Here is a 15,484-nt window from a genome sequence, read left to right as displayed (position 1 = left end):
CGCGCCAGCGCTACCAATTGCTCCCTGAATTCCGTCGGCTACGGGTTCCTCGTTCTCGGCATGAAAAACACTCTCCTTCATCAGTGAAAAAGTGTCCATCAAACCGGGGGAACTCCAACTCCAGTAATCGTCCGCCTCGGCTTCTTCGAAATCTTCAGTCAGGAGCGCACTCAGATCGCAGCGCTTGTCGGCCTCATCATCCTTATCGGCCATATCAGCGAAGTCGACGAGCATGCGTCGCCCGTCCTGCAGTTCAACAAGGCATGTATCGGCGTTTCCAATCGGAAAAAAGGTCAGTTTAGTCATCTCAAATCGCCCTCCTACAACATTTTCCTCCCAAGATGTGCATGATCAGAAATATTGCAAGATATATGTTCTTGGTTAGTTCTGGTATTTCAGGAGCTCATGATGATGCTCTTCAAGTACGGCCAGCGTAACTTACGCCCCTCGTTTTGCCAGGCGATCAATCCACTCCTTGGACATGGCTCGAAAATCTGTTGGATAGGCATCGACCTCCTCGCATCTAACCAGATCAATAGGTGCACAAGACAGACGGTGGTCTGCCTGGCCGAGATAGGGCAGCACGATGGCCTGCAGTTTTCCCGCGCCCTGCAGATCGTAGAGCCGCTTCAGGGCAGCGTTCTGCGCGCGGTCCAGGGTCGTGTAGAAGCTGGCCGTCATCCGCCCCAGAAACGTGACGGTCGGCATGCCGAAGCGCAACCCATAGCCCGCCCGGCAGGCGATGATGATGTCCGGCTTCGGGATCGCAACACTGATCGCTGGATCGCGGTCCGGCCAGAGGGGCGCGAGGCCCAGATTGTCGTAGATGCCGCCATCGGTCAGCGTCACCCGCTCGCTGCGCGCGCTGCCGTCGGATTTGTTGAATATGTAGTTGTCATCGAGCGCGGGCAGAAGAAGCGGATAGGCCGCCGAGGCCGCCACCGCCCTCGCGACACGGATCCGGTCTGGATTGATCTTCCCAAAGCGCCAGCTGCCACTTTCTTCCGGACTGAAATAGAACGCGGTCCCGGTGCGCAGCTCGGCTGAAACAGCCACGAATTTCGGTTTCCGTTCGCCGATGTCTTTGAGTGTCTTTCCCTCGAAAAGAAGAGCGTCCAAGGTCTCTGCAAGGATCGTCGTGCGACTGGCATAACGGCGCGGGACATGCGTCACAACCCGTTCCGAAGGCGCGATACCGGCCAGCGCGAATCCACCGGAGACGATCCAGCGCACCGGTGCCAACGCAAAGCGTCTCAGGCGCCGCGTGAGAAGACCAGCGCGGCAGAGGGCGGCGCGCACCCCCTCGCGCGAAGTGAACGCAGTCCGAAACGCCGGACGAATAAGGCCTTTCAGAAGCAGCTCCCGCACCTTTGCGTCAAAGCTCTCGAAGTCGCCATCGTGGGTCACATACATCGCACCGATGACCGATCCACCCGAAACACAAGACAGCACTTCGGTTTTGGCCAGTAGCCCGGCACCATGCAGTGCTCGCAAACAGCCCAGGTGAAACGCAATTGCACGGGCGCCGCCGCCCGAGAGGCTAATTGCAATGGTCGGCTCCGATGGATCCTGCATCTTGATCGACTCCGTGTTCAAATAGTTGATCCGCTCCCGTTCTGGCCCTCGATCAATCTGAGAGTCCTTGGGTTGCATAGCCCGTTCGCTGCGCATTCGGTAGCGTCCGGTTGGCGGAGACTGCCATCGCGCACCATACCGAGCATCGCTGGTGTGAGCGCCCGATGCCCTCAGATCGCGGCTTACCAGATGTCCGCCTCGTTGATTGATCGGGCTGCTTGAACATGTCCGCTATTGGCACGGACCTCGCCATATCTTGCACGCGCAGGAAATGACTGCTTCCCGCCATGTTGTTCACACCAGGCTCGGCGACGATGACCCCGGCGAAGTATCAGGCGCTTCGGCAAGGTTTCCATCTTGTGACCGAAGTTAGTGACCAGAATGACCAAAAACATGATCAGAATGGTCAAACATCACGAGTCGTCACACGAGGGTGGAGTGGTGAGCCGACAGGGGCTCGAACCCTGGACCTACTGATTAAAAGTCAGTTGCTCTACCAACTGAGCTATCGGCTCTCCGGGGGCGGACCTAACGCCGGTTCCCGAGGGGGTCAAGCCCGGGTTGCGGCGGCCCGGCCCGTTTTTTGCCGTAGCCCCTGCCTCTGGCCCCGGAGCGTCGCCTGCCTTATGTGCGGGCCATGGTCGAGAGGCATACAGATGGCCTGCCCTTCATGAAGATGCACGGGCTGGGCAACGACTTCGTCGTGGTGGACGAGCGGGCGACCGGTCCGTGCGTCACGGGGGATGTCGCGCGCCGTCTGGGCGACCGGCACCGCGGCGTCGGCTTCGATCAGCTCGCGGTCGTCCGCGCGCATGGCGATGCGGACGTGGAACTGCTCTTCTGGAACGCCGACGGCAGCATGGCCGGGGCCTGCGGCAATGCCACGCGCTGCATCGCTGCCTGGGAGATGGCGCGCCGGGGCGTCGACCGCCTGTCGCTGCGCACCGAGCGGGGGCTCCTGCAGGCGCGGGACGCGGGCGACGATCTCACCGCGGTCAACATGGGCGCGCCGCTCTTCGACTGGGCCGAGGTGCCGCTCACGGAAGACGTGGACACGCTGCACCTCCCGATCGAGGGAAACCCGGTCGCGACGGGCATGGGCAACCCTCATTGCACCTTCTTCGTCGCGGATGCCGAGGCGGTCGACCTTGCCACCTTCGGCCCCGTGCACGAGCATCACGCCCTCTTCCCCGAGCGGACGAACGTGCAGGTCGCCCATGTGGTCGCCCCCGATCATCTGCGGATGCGCGTCTGGGAGCGGGGCGTGGGCCTGACCCTCGCGTCGGGGAGCAGTTCCTGCGCCGTGGCCGTGGCGGCCGCGCGCAGGGGACTGACCGGGCGCAACGTCCGTATCGACCTCGACGGCGGGACGATCCACATCGACTGGCGCGACGACGGGGTCTGGATGACCGGACCGACGGCGCATGTGTTCGACGGGGTATGGCGATGAAACCGCCGGTGCTGTCGAACCACGGGTGTCGCCTGAACGCCTACGAGGCGGAGGCGATGAAGGATCTCGCCACGCAGGCGGGCGTCGGGAACGCCATCATCGTGAACACCTGCGCCGTCACCGCCGAGGCCGTGCGCAAGGGGCGGCAGGACATCCGCAAGCTGCGACGCGAGAACCCGGACGCGCGCATCATCGTCACCGGCTGCGCCGCGCAGACCGACCCGGAGAGCTTCGCCGCCATGGGCGAGGTGAACCATGTCATCGGCAACACCGAGAAGATGCAGCCTGCGACATGGGCGGGCCTCGCCACCGGCACGACCGAGCCGGTTCAGGTGGACGACATCATGTCCGTGACCGAGACGGCCGGGCATCTGATCGACGGGTTCGGCACCCGCTCGCGTGCCTATGTTCAGGTGCAGAACGGCTGCGACCACCGCTGCACCTTCTGCATCATCCCCTACGGTCGCGGGAACAGCCGCTCCGTGCCGGCGGGCGTCGTCGTGGATCAGATCAACCGCCTCGTCGCGCGCGGCTTCAACGAGATCGTCCTGACGGGTGTGGACCTCACCAGCTGGGGGGCGGACCTGCCGGGGCAGCCGCCGCTCGGAGACCTCGTGGCGCGGATCCTGAAGCTCACGGACGTGCCGCGCCTGCGCATCTCCTCCATCGATTCGATCGAGGTGGACGAGGCGCTGATGCGCTGCATCGCCGAGGAACCCCGGCTGATGCCGCATCTGCATCTGTCGCTGCAGCACGGGGCGGACCTGATCCTGAAGCGGATGAAACGGCGGCACCTGCGCGGCGACGCGATCGCATTCGCACGGGAGGCACGGCAGCTACGCCACGACATGACGTTCGGGGCCGACATCATCGCGGGCTTCCCGACCGAGACGGAGGCGCATTTCGAGGACAGTCTCGCGCTCGTCGAGGACTGTGATCTGACCTGGCTGCATGTCTTCCCCTATTCCGCGCGCGCAGGCACGCCTGCGGCGAAGATGCCGCCCGTCGATGGCAAACTTGTCAAGGATCGCGCGGCGCGGCTTCGGGCGGCGGGGGCGGCGGCGGTCGCGCGCCACCTCGGAGCTCAGATCGGACGCGAGCACGATATCCTGATGGAGGCACCGCGCATGGGGCGGACGCCGCAGTTCGCCGAGGTGCATTTTGCTGAGGATCAGCCCGAGGGCCGGATCGTGCGGGCGCGCATCACCGGGGTCGACGGCACGGGGCTGACCGGCGAGACCGTCCTCACGGAGGCGTGATGGCCTCACGGAGGCGTGATGGTTGCGCCTCATCCGATCGGTGGGGCCGACCCGTAGGAGAAATATCGCCGCATGGGCGATGCAGACCAACGGGAGAGACGTAATGAACATCACATTGACCCGCCGCCGGATGCTTCAGGTTTCGGGCGCGGCCCTGGGCGCGACGACGCTTGGCGGCTGCGTGGCCGCGACGACCGGCCCGGCCGACATCGTGGATACGGCCGTCGCCGCCGGCAATTTCACCACGCTCGTGGCCGCGGTCGAGGCGGCCGGACTGGTCGAGACGCTCAAGGGGCCGGGCCCCTTCACCGTCTTCGCGCCAACCGATGCGGCCTTCGCCGCCTTGCCCGCGGGCACGCTCGACAGCTTGCTGCTGCCAGAGAACAAGGACCAGCTCGTCTCGATCCTGACCTACCACGTCGCGCCCGAGAACTACCCGGCGTCGAGCCTTCTGGGCACCAACGGCCGCATCCCGACCGTCAACGGCCAGCCGTTGCACATCAACGGTCGCGGGGGCGGCGTGACCGTCGAGGGCGTCGCGGTCGAGACGCCGGACGTCTTCGCCTCGAACGGGACGATCCACGTCATCGGCAGCGTCCTTCTGCCCTGACCGACGACGCGGCGCTGACTTTTCCGGGTCAGCGCCCGCGCAGGCCCGCGCCCGAGGCCCGACCCGAAAGGGCGGTGAGCAGACCGGCGGCGGTGATGAGCACGATCCCGAGCCAGCCCCAGGGCCCGGGCAGATGGGCGAAGAGCACGAAGTCGAGCCCGACGGCGAAGACGAGGCCCGAATAGTCGAACGGGGCCAGCGTCGAGACGGGGGCCCGCGCCACCGCCGCGGTCGCCGTGATATGCGTCGCCGCGCCAAGGAGCCCAGCCCCCCCGAGCCAGAACCAGAGATCCGACGTCATCGGCGTCCAGCCGGTCAGCAGCACGGCGACGAGGCCCATCGCGCTCGTGATGCAGGCGAAGCTCATCGCGATGGACATGACCGTCTCGGTCGCCGTCATCGCCCGGATCTGGACCCGGATCAGCGCCATCAGGCAGGCCGAGGAGATGCCCGCGAGCATCCCCGAAAGCTCCGCCCAGCCCCAGTCTGGTCTTGCCGTGGCCGTATAGAGCATCGCGATCATCCCTGCGAAGCCGAGCGCGACGGCGATCACGGCGCGGGTCGAAAGCCGCTCGCCCAGGAGGATGACGGCCGCGGGGATCGAGAGAACGGGCGTGAGGTAGGAGAGCGTTTGCGCATTGGTCACCGGCAGCTGGCCGAGCGCATAGAAATTGAGCCCCATCGTAACGCCGCCAAGCAGGCCCCGGATCAGGTGCTTGCCCGGTGCCTTCGGGCGCAGGTCGGCCATCGGGCCGGTCAACACGGCCCAGAGGAGAAGCGGCGGGATCGACAGGAGCGCGCGCAGGAAGACGACCTGCGCCGTGTCCGCCGTCTTTGCCGCGGCATGGACGCAGAACCCGAGGAGCGTGGCGAAGAGCGCGGCGGCGAGGCGCAGGGCAATCGCGCTCGGAAGCCGATCCGGGCGCGAAGGTGTCGGTACAATCATTTCGTGGACTTTGCGCCGCCTCCCCGCTTACGACAAGCGGTGCAACCGCGCTGTTTTCGGAAACCCGCCCATGCACCCCAACCCGTCCTTCCGTCAGGCGCCCGAGGCCCGGAGCCTCGATTTCGCCCGTTCGCGCGGCTTCGGCACGCTTTTGGTCAACGGTCCGGAGGGGCCGCTTCTGGCGCATGTGCCGTTCCTGCTGTCGGGGAACGGGCGGACGGCCGATCTGCATCTCGTCCGGTCGAACCCCATCCTGCGGGCGGAGACGGACGCCGCCGTGATCGCCGTGACCGGCCCCGATAGTTACATCTCGCCCGACTGGTACGGCGTGCCCGATCAGGTGCCGACGTGGAACTACGTCGCCGTCCACCTGCGTGGGCGGCTGATCCGGCTCGATGCGGGAGCGATGCGGGACATGGTGGATCGCCAGTCGGCTGCGGCCGAAGCGCCGCTCGCGCCGAAGCCGATCTGGCAGACGGGAAAGATGACACCCGAGGTGCGGGAGAGGATGATGCGGCAGATTGTGCCCTGCCGGCTCGAGATCACCCGCGCCGACGCGACCTGGAAGGTCAGCCAGAACAAGCCCGACGAGGTGCGCCTGAGGGCCGCCGACGGTGTCGAGGCGGCGGGGCTGGCACCCGATGCGGCGGACCTTGCCCACCTCATGCGCAACCCGCCCGGTTGAAACCGCGCCGCGCCGAGCCAACCTCTGCGACCATGAAACGACTGGCTTTGCTCCTTTGTCTTGCGTTCGCCTCGGCGGCCGCTGCCCAAACCGAAGACTTGCCCCCGAACCCCGAGGTCGGCGGCGGCTTCATGGCGGTGGAGGACGACATCCTGACGAACCTGCGCACGTCGGCGGAGCACACGACCTTCGTGAAGCTCGCCGAGGCAGCGGGCCTGGAGGCGACGCTGGCGACGGACGGGCCGTTCACGCTCTTCGCGCCCGACGACAAGGCCTTCGCGGACCTGCCGGGCGAGACCGTGGCGCGGCTCCTCTCACCGGAAGCGCGGGCCGAGCTGACGCGGATCTTGACCTGCCATGTCGTGCCGGATGCGCTTTCGGCCGAGGCGCTGGCCGACCAGATCGCGGCGGGGCAGGGGCGCGCGGTGCTCGATACGCTGGGCGGATGCACCCTGATCGCGAGCGGCGCGGCGGAGGGCCTGACCCTGCGCAGCGCGGCCGGAGGCGAGGCGGCGGTGCAAATCGCGGACATCCGCAGCACGAACGGGCTGTTTCACGTGATCGACAAGGCGTTTCTCTCGGCGGCGGTGTCGCCGCGGGCGGGTGTTCTCGGCGGCAATCCGACGATCGGCGGCGCGGTCATGCGACCCTCGGCCTCGATCATGGAAAACCTGATCCGCTCGCCCGAGCATACAATCCTCGTGCAGGCGATCCAGACGGCGGGTCTCGTCGACATCCTCCAGAGCGGCAGCGAGGTCACGCTCTTCGCGCCGCCCGACAGCGCCTTCGAGGCCCTGCCGGAGGAGACGCGCGCCGCACTTCTCGACGGATCGGACACCGAGGCGCTCGGTGCCTTCCTGCGCGGGCATATGGTCGAGGGCAGGCTGACGCAGGACGATCTGCTCTCGGGACTGCAGGGCAGCGACTTCAACGATCTGCGCACGCTGTCGGGCGATGCGCTCGCGGTGCAGCGGTCGCCGTCGGGGGATGGCTATGTGTTCGACGAGCGTGGCATCGCCCACCTCATGACGACGCCCGACGTGGTGCAGCGCAACGGCGTGCTGCATGTGATCGAGGGGCTGCTGCGCGCCCGCTGAGGCCGCTGGTGTCGGCCTCGCCGGTCTGGTTACCTGCGTTCGGACAACCGGAGACATCCCATGCAGCTGCTCAGTTCCCCTGCCTCGCCCTTCGTGCGCAAATGTCGCGTCGTCCTGATCGAGACAGGTCAGGACGATGTGGAGGTCCGCGACGTGACCGCAAGCCCCATGGGCGGCGATGCGGCGCTGAACGCGGCGAACCCCTCCGGCAAGATCCCCGTCCTCCTGCGCGAGGACGGGCCGGCGCTCTACGACAGCCGGGTCATCACCCGCTTCCTCGACGACCGTGCGGGCACGCGCCTCTATCCCGCGGACCGGCTCTGGGACGTCCTGTCGCTCGAAGCCAACGCGGACGCGATCATGGAGGCGGCCGTCGCCATCACCTACGAGAAGCGCCTGCGCCCCGAGGCGCTGTGGTGGTCCGACTGGTTCGAGGCGCAATGGACCAAGATCGCGCGGTCTCTCGATGCGCTCGAAGCGCGGTCGATGCCGCTTCTGGAGGGGCCGCTCAACGCCGGGCAGATCGCGGTCGGCTGCGCGCTCGGCTATCTCGATCTGCGGCACGACGACCGCGGCTGGCGCGACGGCCGCGACACGCTTGCCGCCTGGGAGGCGCGCTTCGCCGAACGCCCCGCGATGGTCGCGACGCGTCCGTGAGCGAGGGGCTGCGAATCGACCGCGTGACCGACCTCGCCGAGGCGCTGGCGATTCGCGCGGCGGTCTTCATCGACGGTCAGGGCGTGCCCCGCGCGGAGGAGGTCGACGGCCGAGATCCCGACTGCCTGCACTGGCTGGCGACCGACGCGATCGGCCCCGTCGCCACCCTCCGGGTGCTGTCGAAGTCGCGGACGATCGCCAAGATCCAGCGTGTCGCCGTGCTGGCCCGGGCGCGCGGTACGGGGCTCGGCGCACGCCTGATGCTGCGCGTGATGGAGGAATTGCCGGACCTCGGGTTCACCCATGCGACGCTCGGCGCGCAGCTCTCGGCGCTGGGCTTCTACGAACGGCTGGGCTTCGTGGCCCGAGGCCCTATCTATCTTGACGCAGGCATCGAGCACCGGGACATGGACCGGGCGCTTTGAAAAAACCCACCCCCTGCGCGCGTTTGTCCGCTGGCGTCCGGCAGTGAGAATAGGCTAAAGAGCGCGCGAACTGTGACCGGGGGCGACTTCCGGTCTCTTTGCGCTTTTCGAAGAGGGCCCCCGCGCAGGGTCGGTAGCACTACGGGAGATGGCTTCGTGTCACACGCAGACGATCACGCGGGCACCCGCCGCGACTTCCTTTACTACGCCACCGGGGCAGCTGGTCTCGTGGTCACGGGGGCTGCCGTCTGGCCGCTCGTCAACCAGATGAACCCCTCCGCCGACGTGCAGGCGCTCGCCTCGATCGACGTGGACGTCTCGGGCGTCGAGCCCGGCACGCAGCTGACGGTCAAATGGCTGGGCAAACCGGTCTTCATCCGCCGCCGCACGCCGGAGGAGATCGAAGAGGCCCGTGGCGTCGAGCTTTCGGAGCTACCCGACCCGGGTGCCGAGAACGCGAACCTCGAGGACGGTGCCGACGCGTCGGATGCGAACCGCGCGCTGGCCCCCTTCGAGGGCGAGGAAGGGGCCGAGGGCGAATGGCTCGTCATGATCGGCGTCTGCACCCACCTCGGCTGCGTGCCGCTGGGTGACGCCGGCGACTTCGGCGGCTGGTTCTGCCCCTGCCACGGCTCCCACTACGACACCGCCGGCCGCATCCGCCGCGGTCCCGCGCCGACGAACCTGCCGGTTCCGGTCGCGCAATTCACCGATCCCACTACCATCAAACTCGGCTAAGGAGGCTCCAATATGGCTGGTATTCCCCACGACCATTACGAACCGACCACGGGGGCCGAGAAATGGGTCCACCGTCGGATTCCGATCCTGGGTCTGCTCTATGACACCCTGATGATCCCGACGCCCAAGAACCTCAACTGGATGTGGATCTGGGGCATCGTCCTGACCTTCACTCTGGTTCTGCAGATCGTGACGGGCATCGTCCTCGTCATGCACTACACCCCGCATGTCGACATGGCCTTCGGCTCCGTCGAGCACATCATGCGCAACGTCAACGGCGGATGGGCCCTGCGCTACATTCACCAGAACGGCGCGTCGCTCTTCTTCATCGCGGTCTACGCCCACATCTTCCGCAACCTGTACTACGGCTCCTACAAGGCGCCGCGGGAGATCACCTGGGTCATCGGCATCGTCATCTATCTCCTGATGATGGGCACCGCCTTCATGGGCTACGTGCTGCCCTGGGGTCAGATGTCGTTCTGGGGCGCGACGGTGATTACCGGCCTCTTCGGTGCCGTGCCGTTCGTGGGTGAAGCGATCCAGGCCTGGCTCCTCGGCGGGCCGGCGGTCGACAACGCGACGCTGAACCGCTTCTTCTCGCTGCACTATCTGATGCCGTTCCTCATTCTCGGTCTCACGATCGTGCACATCTGGTCCTTCCACTCGACCGGCAACAACAACCCCACCGGGGTCGAGGTGCGCCGTACGTCGAAGGAAGAGGCCGAGCGCGACACGCTGCCGTTCTGGCCCTACTTCGTCATCAAGGATCTCTACGCGCTCGCCGTGATCCTGCTTGTGTTCTTCGCGGTCGTCGGCTTCATGCCGAACTACCTCGGCCACCCGGACAACTACATCGAGGCAGATGCCCTCGCCACGCCGGCGCATATCGTGCCCGAATGGTACTTCCTTCCGTTCTACGCGATCCTGCGCGCCTTCACCGCCGACGTCTGGGTCGTGATCGCGGCCAACTGGATCACAGGCGGCATCGTCGACGCGAAGTTCTTCGGCGTCGTGGCGATGTTCGGGGCGATCGTGGCCATGGCGCTCGCGCCCTGGCTCGACACCTCGTCGGTCCGCTCGGGTCGCTATCGCCCCATGTTCAAGTGGTGGTTCTGGCTCCTCGTTGCAGACTTCTTCTTCCTGATGTGGCTCGGAGCCATGCCGGCGGAGGAGCCCTGGGCCTCGCTGTCGCTGATCGCCTCGACCTATTGGTTCGCCTATTTCCTCGTGATCCTGCCTCTTCTGGGCGTGATCGAGAAACCGCTGCCGCGGCCGGCGACCATCGAGGAGGCCTTCGCCAAGGAAGCCGGTGGCGACACCGGCGGCACGGGCTCCGCGCCCCAGACCTCGCCTGCCGAATAAAGGAGCGGACCACATGCTTCCCAAACTGACGACCGCCCTCGCGGCACTCGTGATCGGAACCTCGGCGGCCTTCGCCGCCGGAGACTCCGACACCCACATCATCGACTACGACTTCCCCTTCGAGGGGCCTTTCGGCACGTACGACCAGAACCAGCTGCAGCGCGGCCTGAAGGTCTACACCGAGATCTGCGCGTCCTGCCACGGACTCAAGTTCGTGCCGATCCGCACGCTCGCCGACGAGGGCGGGCCCGCGTTCTCGGAAGATCAGGTCAAGGCCTACGCCGAGACGATCGAGGTCTACAAACTCAACGAGGACATCGGCGAGTACGAGTACATGCAGGCCGAGACCACCGACCACTTCCCCGAGAACAACTCGGTCGGTGCGCCGGACCTGTCGCTCATGGCGAAAGCCCGCGCGGGCTTCCACGGCCCCGCGAACCTCGGCATCAACCAACTCGTGAAGGGCATGGGAGGGCCGGAGTACATCGCCTCCCTGCTGATGAGCTACACGGGCGAAGAGAAGGAAGAGGCCGGGACGATCCTCTACGAGAACACCGCCTTTCCCGGCGGCTGGATCTCCATGGCCCCGCAGATCGAGGATGGTTACGTCGAATTCGACGACGGTTCGCCCAACGACGCCGAGTCGATCTCGAAGGATGTCGCCGCCTTCCTGATGTGGACGGCCGAGCCGAAGCTCGCGGCGCGCAAGCAAATGGGCCTGACGGCCGTCATCATGCTCGCCGTGCTCTCGGTGCTTCTCTACCTCACCAACAAGCGCATCTGGGCTCCGGTGAAGGGCAACAAAGAGGACTGATCCGCCGGACCGGCGATCGGCAAGATTAGGACCGGCCCCTCGGGGTCGGTCTTTTTTCTTGGCCAATCGGGTGCGGTTCGTCAGACTCGCACGGGACCAGGGGGATCAGAATGACGGACTTCAAGACAACCAATCCGACCGGGCGCGGCATTGCCCTCATCTTCTCGAACGTCGGTTGGGGGATTGCCGTCGTCGGTCTTCTGCTGGCAATCGGGGGCCTCGTCTTCGGCGGTGGCGGGGACGCGCCGCTGACCGGGCGGCTCGCGGCGGCGGGTGTCGGCGTCGCGGTAATGCTCTTCGGCCTCTTCTCAGTTCTGATGGCGGCGCAGACGCGTGCGGCGCTCGACACCGCGGACATGACACGCGAGATGCTGGCCCTCACGCGGCAGCAGAGCCGCCCCGCACGCAGCGCCGCGCCAGAGGTCGCGCCGACTGTGGCTGCGCCTCGACCGGAGACGACGGCCCCTCCGGCCCGTCCGGTGGAGACGGCCGCCACCTCCGACATCGTCGACGACGTTCCGCCCATGCCGGCCGGTCTGCGCCTGCGCGCGGTGCCCGACACGTCGCCTCCGAAGGTCGACACACCCGCCGTTTCGAAACCCAAGCCGAAGTCGAAGGTGCGGTCGGAGCCGTCGGTCGGCGCGTCGCCGAAGGCCCCCGCGGTCAAACCTCACCCGATCTTCAGCGCGAAGCCGCCGGGCTGAACCGACGAAAAAGGGGCCCGCAGCGGGCCCCTTCCTGATTTCTGTGTCTGGCGACTTTCGTCAGTCCTCGAGCGTCCGCTCGACCTCGGTGCGCGTGAAGATCTCGATGACGTCGCCCTTGCGGATGTCGTCGTAGCGCTCGAAGGCCATGCCGCATTCCTGACCGGACTGGACCTCGGTCACTTCGTCCTTGAACCGCTTGAGCGTCTTCAACGTGCCTTCGTGGATCACCACGTCGTCCCGCAGCAGGCGGACGCCCGCGCTCCGCCGCGCGACGCCCTCGGTGACGAGACAGCCGGCGACGTTGCCGACACCCGTGACCTTGAAGACCTCGCGGATCTCGGCGTAGCCGATGAAGGTCTCCTTGATCTCGGCCGACAGAAGGCCCGAGGCGGCATCCTTGATGTCGTCCACCATGTCGTAGATCACGCTGTAGTAGCGTATCTCGACGCCCTTCTGGTTGGCGGCGGCACGGGCCGGCGCGTTGGCCCGCACGTTGAAGCCGATGACCGGAGCCTTGGACGCCTCGGCGAGCGTGATGTCGCTCTCGGTGATCGCCCCGACGCCCGAGTGGAGCACGCGGACGCGCACCTCCTCGTTCCCGATCTTCTCCATCGCCTGGACGATCGCTTCGGCGGAGCCCTGCACATCGGCCTTCACCAGAAGCGGCAGTTCGGAGACGTTGGCGTCTTCCTTCACCTTTGCCATCATCTGATCGAGGGTCGTGGCGGCTCCGGCAGCGGCGCGCTTGTCCTTGGCCGATTGCTGGCGGTACTCGGAGATCTCGCGCGCCTGTGCCTCGGTCTCGACGACGTTCAGCACGTCGCCGGCACCCGGCGTCCCGTTCAGGCCCAGCACCTCGACGGGCACGGACGGGCCGGCCTCGTTGACGCGCTTACCCTGGTCGTTGACCAGCGCGCGCACCTTACCCCACTGCTCGCCCACGACGAAGATATCGCCGCGCTTGAGCGTGCCGTTCTGCACGAGGACGGTCGCGACGGGGCCGCGGCCCACGTCGAGTTGCGCCTCGATCACCGCGGCCTCGGCCGAGCGGTTCGGGTTGGCCTTGAGTTCCAGGATCTCGGCCTGCAGCGCGATCGCTTCCAGAAGCTTGTCGAGGCCTGCACCCGTCTTGGCCGAAACCTCGACGTCCTGAACCTCGCCCGACATCTCCTCGACGATGACCTCGTGCTGGAGCAGGTCGGTGCGCACCTTCTGTGCGTCGGCACCGGGCGTGTCGATCTTGTTGATCGCCACGATCATCGGCACGTCGGCGGCCTTGGCGTGATTGATCGCCTCGATCGTCTGCGGCATGACCTGATCGTCCGCCGCCACGACGAGCACGACGATATCGGTCACCTGCGCGCCACGGGCGCGCATGGAGGTGAAGGCCGCGTGACCCGGCGTGTCGAGGAAGCTGAGCTTCGTGCCGTTCGTCTCGACCTGATAGGCCCCGATGTGCTGGGTGATGCCCCCGGCCTCGCCCGAGACGACCTTGGTCTTGCGGATCGCGTCGAGCAGCGAGGTCTTGCCGTGGTCGACGTGGCCCATGATCGTGATGACCGGCGCGCGCTCGACCAGATCTTCGGGCTTGTCGTCGACCGTCGTGATGACGTCCTCGACATCGGCCTCGGAGACCCGCTGCACCCGGTGGCCGAATTCCTCGATGATGAGTTCGGCGGTGTCGGCGTCGATCACCTGGTTCTGCGTCACCATCATGCCGTTCTGCATGAGCGACTTCACCACAGCGGCCACGCGCTCGGTCATCCGGTTGGCCAATTCCGAGACGACGATCGTCTCGGGCAGCTGCACCGTGCGGATGACCTTCTCCTGCGGCTGGCTCGAGCCGCCGCCCTTGCGCTGGCGCTCCTGCTTGCGGCGCATGGAGGCGAGCGAGCGTTGCCGCCCACCCTCGCCGCCGCGCAGGGCCTGGTTCACCGTCAGCTTGCCGCCACGGCGTTCGCCGCCGCCCCGGGGCTTGCCCGAGTCGTCGTCGCGCTTGCGCGGGGCATCGTTGCGGCCGCCGGGGCGCGCGTCGGGGCCGAGGTTGCGCTGCCTCTGGGGCTGCTCGGGCGCGGGCGCGGGCTCGGCCGGACGGTTGCGGGCCTCGCGGGCCTCCTCCTGCCGGCGCTTGTCCTCCTCCGCCTTCTGGCGCAGCAGCTCCTCGCGCTCCTTCTCCTCGCGTTCCTTCGCCTCGATCTGCTCGCGGCGACGCTGGCGTTCTTCCTCGCGCTCCTTCTCCTCGCGGGCGCGGCGCTCCGCGTCCTCGGCCTCGCGGGCCTTCGCGGCCTGCAGCGCCTTGAGGCGGCGGTCCATCTCCGCGTCGGTCGTGCCGGATTTCTTGCCGCCCTGCGCGTTCACCGCAGCGGCTGATTGCGCCCCCGGCTTCGGAACCGAGACCCGCTTGCGCTTGGTCTCCACCACGACGTTGTTCGTGCGTCCGCGGGCAAAGCTCTGCTTCACGGTTCCGGCACGCGCGCCGCCCGAAAGTCCAAGGGGTTTCTTGCCGTCCTGATCGCTCATGCGTTCCCAGTATCCTTCCCGGCGACCGGAGTGTCGCCGTCATTTTGTCTGATGCCTTGAAGCCTTGCGGCTTCCTCTACAATACGATGGGCCAAGGTTCCAGATGCGACCGCAGCGTGGATCACGCGGTCCCGTCCGAAGGCCTGACCCAGTTCGTCCGCCGTCAGGAAGCCGACCCACTTGCCGCCCTGCGGCGTCGAGAGTTTGCCCTTCCCGCGCTCCGATCCGTCGACGGCCTGCAGGAGCACCTGCGCCTCCTCGCGGTCGAGCATGATCTTCACCTTCTCGTAGCCGGCGATGGCCCGCCCCGCCTTCCGGGCGATGGCGATCCCGTCGATCAACCGCTTGAGAAGCGTTGCCTCGACCAGGTCCAGAAGCCCTTCGGGCACCTGCACCTGTTTCCTGACTCCTTTGGAGAAGATGCGCTTTTCGACAGCCTTTTCAAGCGTCGCCCGGTCGGCCGACACGTAGATCCCCCGCCCCGGCAGCTTGCCGGCGACGTCGGGGACGACCGTATCGTCCGGGCCAACCACGAAGCGGATCAGCCCCGCCTTGGGGCCGCTCTCTCCGGTGACGATGCAACGGCGCTCAGGGCCGTCGCTATGTTTGTCTCTGCCGCCGCGCGTCAGGGGTGAACTC

The 15,484-nt window shown here is 66.7% G+C and carries 15 protein-coding genes, 1 tRNA gene and 1 pseudogene; 11 read left to right on the top strand and 6 right to left on the bottom strand.

Annotated elements, in window-relative coordinates; translation table 11 throughout:
• The 3 genes and pseudogenes from HSX43_RS18055 to HSX43_RS18045 all read right to left on the bottom strand — a co-directional run.
• Positions 1-306: pseudogene (locus tag HSX43_RS18055) on the bottom strand (hypothetical protein); the annotation flags it as partial.
• 132 nt (positions 307-438) lie between these two features.
• Positions 439-1,671, bottom strand: coding sequence for a patatin-like phospholipase family protein (locus HSX43_RS18050; protein WP_179381535.1), 1,233 nt, complete (start codon positions 1,669-1,671; stop codon positions 439-441).
• Positions 1,672-2,014: 343 nt separating this feature from the next.
• A tRNA-Lys gene (locus HSX43_RS18045) sits at positions 2,015-2,090 on the bottom strand.
• 122 nt (positions 2,091-2,212) lie between these two features.
• Here HSX43_RS18045 and dapF point away from each other — a divergent pair.
• From dapF to HSX43_RS18030, 3 genes are all read left to right on the top strand, one after another.
• The gene (dapF, locus tag HSX43_RS18040) at positions 2,213-3,025 is read left to right on the top strand and encodes a diaminopimelate epimerase (protein WP_235962736.1); all 813 of its coding nucleotides are present in this window, start codon (positions 2,213-2,215) and stop codon (positions 3,023-3,025) included.
• Positions 3,022-4,284: a tRNA (N(6)-L-threonylcarbamoyladenosine(37)-C(2))-methylthiotransferase MtaB gene (mtaB, locus tag HSX43_RS18035; RefSeq protein WP_179381540.1), complete on the top strand. Its 1,263-nt coding sequence runs from the start codon at positions 3,022-3,024 to the stop codon at positions 4,282-4,284. Before dapF ends, mtaB begins: the two co-directional genes overlap by 4 nt.
• A 103-nt stretch (positions 4,285-4,387) precedes the next feature.
• Positions 4,388-4,894 (top strand): fasciclin domain-containing protein, encoded by a 507-nt coding sequence (locus HSX43_RS18030; protein WP_179381534.1) that lies wholly within the window; start codon positions 4,388-4,390, stop codon positions 4,892-4,894.
• 28 nt (positions 4,895-4,922) lie between these two features.
• Here the strand turns inward: HSX43_RS18030 and HSX43_RS18025 are convergent, their stop codons facing one another.
• On the bottom strand, positions 4,923-5,840 hold the full coding sequence (locus HSX43_RS18025) for a DMT family transporter (protein WP_179381533.1): 918 nt from the start codon (positions 5,838-5,840) through the stop codon (positions 4,923-4,925).
• 70 nt (positions 5,841-5,910) lie between these two features.
• Here HSX43_RS18025 and HSX43_RS18020 point away from each other — a divergent pair, with 70 nt between their 5' ends.
• The 8 genes from HSX43_RS18020 (at position 5,911) to HSX43_RS17985 (ending at position 12,322) form a co-directional block, all read left to right on the top strand.
• The gene (locus HSX43_RS18020; RefSeq protein WP_179381532.1) at positions 5,911-6,525 is read left to right on the top strand and encodes an FMN-binding negative transcriptional regulator; all 615 of its coding nucleotides are present in this window, start codon (positions 5,911-5,913) and stop codon (positions 6,523-6,525) included.
• Between the two features lie 32 nt (positions 6,526-6,557).
• On the top strand, positions 6,558-7,622 hold the full coding sequence (locus HSX43_RS18015) for a fasciclin domain-containing protein (protein WP_179381531.1): 1,065 nt from the start codon (positions 6,558-6,560) through the stop codon (positions 7,620-7,622).
• Positions 7,623-7,682: 60 nt separating this feature from the next.
• On the top strand, positions 7,683-8,279 hold the full coding sequence (locus HSX43_RS18010; RefSeq protein ID WP_179381530.1) for a glutathione S-transferase: 597 nt from the start codon (positions 7,683-7,685) through the stop codon (positions 8,277-8,279).
• The gene (locus HSX43_RS18005) at positions 8,276-8,704 is read left to right on the top strand and encodes a GNAT family N-acetyltransferase (RefSeq protein WP_328795505.1); all 429 of its coding nucleotides are present in this window, start codon (positions 8,276-8,278) and stop codon (positions 8,702-8,704) included. The genes HSX43_RS18010 and HSX43_RS18005 overlap by 4 nt, the downstream gene beginning before the upstream one ends.
• A gap of 156 nt (positions 8,705-8,860) precedes the next feature.
• A complete protein-coding gene (petA, locus tag HSX43_RS18000; protein WP_179381529.1) occupies positions 8,861-9,442 on the top strand; it encodes a ubiquinol-cytochrome c reductase iron-sulfur subunit in 582 nt (193 codons plus the stop codon).
• A 12-nt stretch (positions 9,443-9,454) separates the two neighbouring features.
• Positions 9,455-10,804, top strand: a complete 1,350-nt coding sequence (locus HSX43_RS17995; RefSeq protein WP_179381528.1) for a cytochrome b — start codon at positions 9,455-9,457, stop codon at positions 10,802-10,804.
• A 13-nt stretch (positions 10,805-10,817) separates the two neighbouring features.
• Positions 10,818-11,618, top strand: a complete 801-nt coding sequence (locus HSX43_RS17990; protein ID WP_179381527.1) for a cytochrome c1 — start codon at positions 10,818-10,820, stop codon at positions 11,616-11,618.
• Between the two features lie 110 nt (positions 11,619-11,728).
• Positions 11,729-12,322 (top strand): hypothetical protein, encoded by a 594-nt coding sequence (locus HSX43_RS17985; RefSeq protein ID WP_179381526.1) that lies wholly within the window; start codon positions 11,729-11,731, stop codon positions 12,320-12,322.
• Positions 12,323-12,382: 60 nt separating this feature from the next.
• Here the strand turns inward: HSX43_RS17985 and infB are convergent, their stop codons facing one another.
• Positions 12,383-14,845 carry a translation initiation factor IF-2 gene (gene infB, locus HSX43_RS17980; RefSeq protein ID WP_179381525.1) on the bottom strand — a complete coding sequence of 821 codons (2,463 nt, stop codon included), beginning with the start codon at positions 14,843-14,845 and terminating at the stop codon, positions 12,383-12,385.
• Positions 14,842-15,474, bottom strand: a complete 633-nt coding sequence (locus HSX43_RS17975; RefSeq protein WP_179381538.1) for an RNA-binding protein — start codon at positions 15,472-15,474, stop codon at positions 14,842-14,844. The genes infB and HSX43_RS17975 overlap by 4 nt, the downstream gene beginning before the upstream one ends.
• Between the last annotated feature and the right edge of the window lie 10 nt (positions 15,475-15,484).

This window comes from Jannaschia marina (assembly GCF_013404595.1).
GTDB classification, from domain to species: domain Bacteria; phylum Pseudomonadota; class Alphaproteobacteria; order Rhodobacterales; family Rhodobacteraceae; genus Jannaschia; species Jannaschia marina.
Note: the sequence above shows the minus strand (reverse complement) of the source record. Positions and strands in the feature narration are given on the sequence as shown.

Excerpts from the sequence above, each read along its gene's own strand:
- HSX43_RS18050 (WP_179381535.1), bottom strand. The coding sequence starts at position 1,671 with ATGCGCAGCGAACGGGCTATGCAACCCAAGGACTCTCAGATTGATCGA.
- dapF (WP_235962736.1), top strand. The coding sequence starts at position 2,213 with ATGGTCGAGAGGCATACAGATGGCCTGCCCTTCATGAAGATGCACGGG.
- mtaB (WP_179381540.1), top strand. The coding sequence starts at position 3,022 with ATGAAACCGCCGGTGCTGTCGAACCACGGGTGTCGCCTGAACGCCTAC.
- HSX43_RS18030 (WP_179381534.1), top strand. The coding sequence starts at position 4,388 with ATGAACATCACATTGACCCGCCGCCGGATGCTTCAGGTTTCGGGCGCG.
- HSX43_RS18025 (WP_179381533.1), bottom strand. The coding sequence starts at position 5,840 with ATGATTGTACCGACACCTTCGCGCCCGGATCGGCTTCCGAGCGCGATT.
- HSX43_RS18020 (WP_179381532.1), top strand. The coding sequence starts at position 5,911 with ATGCACCCCAACCCGTCCTTCCGTCAGGCGCCCGAGGCCCGGAGCCTC.
- HSX43_RS18015 (WP_179381531.1), top strand. The coding sequence starts at position 6,558 with ATGAAACGACTGGCTTTGCTCCTTTGTCTTGCGTTCGCCTCGGCGGCC.
- HSX43_RS18010 (WP_179381530.1), top strand. The coding sequence starts at position 7,683 with ATGCAGCTGCTCAGTTCCCCTGCCTCGCCCTTCGTGCGCAAATGTCGC.
- HSX43_RS17995 (WP_179381528.1), top strand. The coding sequence starts at position 9,455 with ATGGCTGGTATTCCCCACGACCATTACGAACCGACCACGGGGGCCGAG.
- HSX43_RS17990 (WP_179381527.1), top strand. The coding sequence starts at position 10,818 with ATGCTTCCCAAACTGACGACCGCCCTCGCGGCACTCGTGATCGGAACC.
- HSX43_RS17985 (WP_179381526.1), top strand. The coding sequence starts at position 11,729 with ATGACGGACTTCAAGACAACCAATCCGACCGGGCGCGGCATTGCCCTC.
- infB (WP_179381525.1), bottom strand. The coding sequence starts at position 14,845 with ATGAGCGATCAGGACGGCAAGAAACCCCTTGGACTTTCGGGCGGCGCG.